Genomic DNA, 4,336 nt, shown 5'->3' on the forward strand with positions numbered 1-4,336 from the left:
GCTGTGGTTCGGCGCGGGGCCGCACTTCTGCATCGGATACCCCCTGGCGATGGCGCAGATCCGCATGGTCGCCCGCACCCTCCTGGACGCGGGCCCGCTCAGGATCACGCGGCGGTCGGCGGCGCGCGGCGTGCTCATCCCGACCTACCGGCACCTGGCCGTCCGCGTTGAACGGGGCACGCCGTGACCCTGGTCCGGCGGCTGCTCGACCAGGCCGCCCGGACGCCCGCCGACGTCGCGCTCGTCGCCGGGGACGGCACGGAACTCGCCTACGGCGAGCTGCGGCGGCAGGTGCTGGCCGTCCGGCACGGGCTGCTCGCCGGCGGGCTCTCGGCCGGCGACGGGGTGCTGTTCTCCGTCCGGCCGTCGCCCGAGTCGCTCGTCCTCGCGCTCGGTGTGGTCGCGGCCGGGGGAGTGGTCGTGTTCGCCGACCCGGGAGCCGGGCCGGAGATGTTCACGGCGCGGCTGCGGCTGGCGCGCCCGCGCTGGTCGGCGGCCGAGTCGGTCCTGTACGCGGGGAGCCGCCTGCGTCCCGTCCGGGCGTACGCGCGGCGCCGCGGGCTGCTGCTGCCGGACCTCGCCGGCCTGCGGATCCCGGGTGAGGGCCCGATGCGGCACATCCGCGTCGGCCGCCGGCTCCCGGGTGTGCCCCGCGGGGCCCTGGCCTTCACGCGGCTGATCCGGGGAGCCGCGCCGGAACCCGGCACCGCCGGCGACCCGGACGCGCCCGCCGCCGTGATCTTCACCTCGGGGACGACGGCCGACCCGCGCGCCGTCGTGCACACCCAGGCGTCCCTCGCCGCGGCCCTCGACCTCTTCCGGGCCCGGCTGCCGCTGGGGCCCGGCGACGTCGTCCACACCGACCAGCTCATGCTCGGGCTCCCGGCGCTGATCGCCGGTGCGCGCTGGTCGATGCCGCCGCTGTTCTGCGCTCCCTCCGACTTCGCCCGGCTGATGCGGGAGCGGGAGGCCACGCACACGTTCTGCGTTCCCGTCCACCTGGGCGAGGTCCTCGACGCGGCTCCCGAGCCGCCGCCGTCCCTGCGGTACGTGCTGCTGGGCGCCGCGCCCGCGCCCGCGGCGATCCTGCGGCGGGCGGTCGCGGCGGCGCCGTCCGCCGAGGTCCTGTCGGTCTACGCGATGACCGAGATCCTGCCGGTGGCGATCGCGTCGGCGGAGGAGAAGCTCGCGCACACCGGATCCGGTGACCTCCTCGGAGCGCCGCTGCCCGGAGTCGGCGCGCGGCTCGCGGACGACGGCGAACTGCTGCTGTCCGGCCCCAACCTGTGCCGCGGCTACCTCGGCGCGGAACCCCGCGCCGAACTCCCGACCGGCGACCTCGCGCGCCTCGACGGCGGCAGGCTCGTCCTCACCGGGCGCAAGAAGGACATGCTGATCCGCGGGAAGTTCAACCTCTACCCGGGCCTGTACGAGCCGTCGATCGCCGCGCTCCCCGGCGTGGCCGAGGCCGCCATCGTGGGCGTGCCCGATCCCGAGACCGGTGACGAGGAGGTCGTGCTGGCCGTGGTCGGCCCTGCTGATCTGCCCGCGCGGCTGCGGCGGAGCCTCCCGGACGTCATCGACCATGACGCCCTGCCCGACCGCATCGTCGTCGTGGACGCGCTGCCCCGCTCCGGCAGGACGCGCAAGCTCGACCGCGAACGCCTCCGCGAGCTGGTGACCCCATGAGGGTCGCGGTGACGGGCGCCTCCGGGTTCGTCGGCGGCGCCGTGTGCCGGGCGCTCACCTCCGAGGGCGTCACGACGTTCGCCTACGGCCGCCGTCCCGCCGTGGGCGCGTCCCATCTGGGCGGCGCGGTCTACCGGTCCTGGGACCTCACGCACGGGCCGCTCGCGGACGCGCCCGGCGTCGACGCGGTGGTCCACTGCGCGGGCAGCGCCACCGACTGGGGACCGGCCGCCGGGCTGTTCGCCGCCAACCTCACCGGCACCCGCACCGCCCTCGCGACCTTCCCTGGCGCCCGGTTCGTGCACGTCAGCACCGCCAGCGTGTACGACCCCTTCCGCCCAAGCGTCATGGCCACCGAGGACGAGGCGCCGGTCGGGCGCTACATGAACGCCTACGGAGCCTCGAAGGCCGCCGCCGAACGCGCGGTGCCGCCGGCCCGCCGCGACGCGATCATCCTGCGCCCCCACGCGGTCTACGGTCCCGGTGACACGACGCTGCTGCCGCGCGTCCTGTCCGCCGTGCGCGGCCCGGTCCTGCCCGCCGTCGGGACGGGACGCCAGCGCATCAGCCTGACCTCGATCGGCAACCTCGTCCAGGCGTGCCTCCTGGCCGCGACCGGCCCGGTGACCTCGGGCGTCTTCAACATCGCGGACGCCGCACCGGTGACGATCGACGACGCGTTCCGCGAGATCCTCCGCGAGCGCGGCGTACGCGCGAGACCCGTCTACGTCCCGGCGTCCCTCGCCCGCCCGCTGGCCGCCGCCGCCGAGGGCGCCTTCCTTCTGGCCGGCCGCCCCGAACCGCCGCGCATCACCCGTTACGCCATCGGCCATCTGGCCCTCGAACGCACCCTCGACATCACCGCCGCCCGCGCCGTTCTCGGCTACGACCCGCACGAGACGACCTTCACCGGCGCCGCCGGCTGGTGAACGTCAACCCGGAGTTGACGATCCCGGATCGTCAACCTAAGGTTGACGCATGACCGAACCCACACGGCCCGTCGGCCAGATCCGCCTCGACGAACTGATCGACGGCATCAAGAAGGTCCACACCGACACCCTCGAACAGCTCAGCAGCGCGGTGATCGCCGCCGAGCACCTCGGCGAGGTCGCCGACCACCTCATCGGGCACTTCGTCGACCAGGCCCGCCGCTCCGGGGCGTCCTGGACGGAGATCGGCAAGAGCATGGGGGTCAGCAAGCAGGCCGCCCAGAAACGCTTCGTCCCCAAGGAGCAGACGACGGAGATCGACCCGCAGGAGGCCTTCTCCCGGTTCACGACCCGTGCCCGCAACGTCGTCATGGCGTCGATGAACGAGGCGCGTGCGGCGGGCAACGACCGGATCGGCCCCGCGCACCTCGTCCTCGGCCTGCTGTCCGAGCCCGAGGCGCTCGCCGCGAAGGCGATCACGGCGCAGGACGTCCTGCTCGACTCGGTGCGCCAGGCGGCGACGGCCGCGCTGCCGCCGGAGAGCGAGAACGTCCCCGACCTCATCCCCTACGACGCGGACGCCAAGAAGGCTCTGGAACTCACCTTCCGGGAGGCGCTCCGCCTCGGCCACAACTACATCGGCACGGAGCACATGCTGCTCGCCGTCCTCGAACTCGAGGACGGCACCGGCGTCCTGTCGGAACTCGGCATCGACAAGGCGAAGGCGGAGGGCGAGATCGCCAAGGCCCTGGAGAGCGTCACCACCGGGCAGGGATGAGTTTCGGGCGTCCGGAGAGTCCACCCCGTCATGGAGAAGCTCACCAAGGCCAACGGGGTTGAACTGTGCGCCGAGACGTTCGGCGATCCGGCTGAGGCGCCGATCCTGCTGGTGGGCAACACGATGCTCACCTGGCACGACGACCTCTGCACACGCCTGGCGACCCTGCGCCGCCACGTCATCCGCTACGACCTGCGCGACACCGGACGGTCCACGACCGCCGACCCCGAGGCCCCCGAATACACGCTGCGCGATCTGGCCGCCGACGCCGCCGGCGTCCTGGACGCCTTCGGCCTGCCCGCCGCGCACATCGCCGGCTTCGGCGTCGGCGGCTGGATCGCCCAGCTCCTCGCCCTCGACCACCCCGCCCGCGTCACGACCCTGACCCTGATCGCCACCCGGCCGACCGCACCCGGGCCGAGCGACCCCGACCTGCCCGAGCACGCGCCCGAACTCATGGCCCACATGATGAACCCGCCCGAGGTCGACTGGACCGACCGCGCGTCGGTCGTCGCCGTCATGCTGGAGAGCGGCCGCCACCTCGCCGGCCCCGCGTTCGACGAGGCCGCGGCGCGCGAGCGCATCGAGCGGATCCACGACCGCACTCCCGCCGCCGCCGACCCGGGAAAGGCGCACCGCGCGAACCAGATGGCGACGGTCTTCGCCGCCCTCGACAGCGGCCCCCGCTGGCGCGAGCGCCTGGGCGCCGTCACCGCGCCGACACTCGTGATCCACGGCGAGGACGACCCGTTCTTCCCGCTCGGCAACGGCCAGGCCCTCGCCGACGAGATCCCCGGCGCCGAACTGATCACCCTGCCCGCCACCGGCAACGAACTCCCGCGCCGCACCTGGGACACGGTCGTCCCCGCGATCCTCCGCCACAGCTCCTGACGGTTCGGACGTCCCGTGCCTCGACAGGCCCGCGGGGGGCTGTGTGTAC

Annotated in this window: 4 protein-coding genes and 1 pseudogene; all 5 read left to right on the forward strand. The window is 74.2% G+C overall.

What is annotated here, in order from left to right:
• Nucleotides 1–187, forward strand: a pseudogene (locus E1281_RS38030) (cytochrome P450); the annotation flags it as partial.
• A complete protein-coding gene (locus E1281_RS38035; protein ID WP_131884548.1) occupies nt 184–1,689 on the forward strand; it encodes a class I adenylate-forming enzyme family protein in 1,506 nt (501 codons plus the stop codon). The pseudogene E1281_RS38030 and the gene E1281_RS38035, both read left to right, overlap by 4 nt.
• Nucleotides 1,686–2,618, forward strand: a complete 933-nt coding sequence (locus E1281_RS38040) for an NAD(P)-dependent oxidoreductase (protein WP_131884549.1) — start codon at nt 1,686–1,688, stop codon at nt 2,616–2,618. Before E1281_RS38035 ends, E1281_RS38040 begins: the two co-directional genes overlap by 4 nt.
• 49 nt (nt 2,619–2,667) lie before the next feature.
• Nucleotides 2,668–3,396, forward strand: coding sequence for a Clp protease N-terminal domain-containing protein (locus E1281_RS38045; RefSeq protein WP_131884550.1), 729 nt, complete (start codon nt 2,668–2,670; stop codon nt 3,394–3,396).
• 30 nt (nt 3,397–3,426) lie between these two features.
• Nucleotides 3,427–4,287: an alpha/beta hydrolase gene (locus E1281_RS38050; RefSeq protein WP_131884551.1), complete on the forward strand. Its 861-nt coding sequence runs from the start codon at nt 3,427–3,429 to the stop codon at nt 4,285–4,287.
• The last annotated feature ends 49 nt before the right edge of the window (nt 4,288–4,336 follow it).

Source organism: Actinomadura sp. KC345 (genome assembly GCF_004348515.1).
In the GTDB taxonomy this organism is placed as follows: Bacteria; Actinomycetota; Actinomycetes; order Streptosporangiales; family Streptosporangiaceae; genus Spirillospora.

What these genes read in the sequence shown, in the direction of transcription:
- E1281_RS38040 (WP_131884549.1), top strand. Translation starts at nt 1,686, where the DNA reads ATGAGGGTCGCGGTGACGGGCGCCTCCGGGTTCGTCGGCGGCGCCGTG.
- E1281_RS38045 (WP_131884550.1), top strand. Translation starts at nt 2,668, where the DNA reads ATGACCGAACCCACACGGCCCGTCGGCCAGATCCGCCTCGACGAACTG.
- E1281_RS38050 (WP_131884551.1), top strand. Translation starts at nt 3,427, where the DNA reads ATGGAGAAGCTCACCAAGGCCAACGGGGTTGAACTGTGCGCCGAGACG.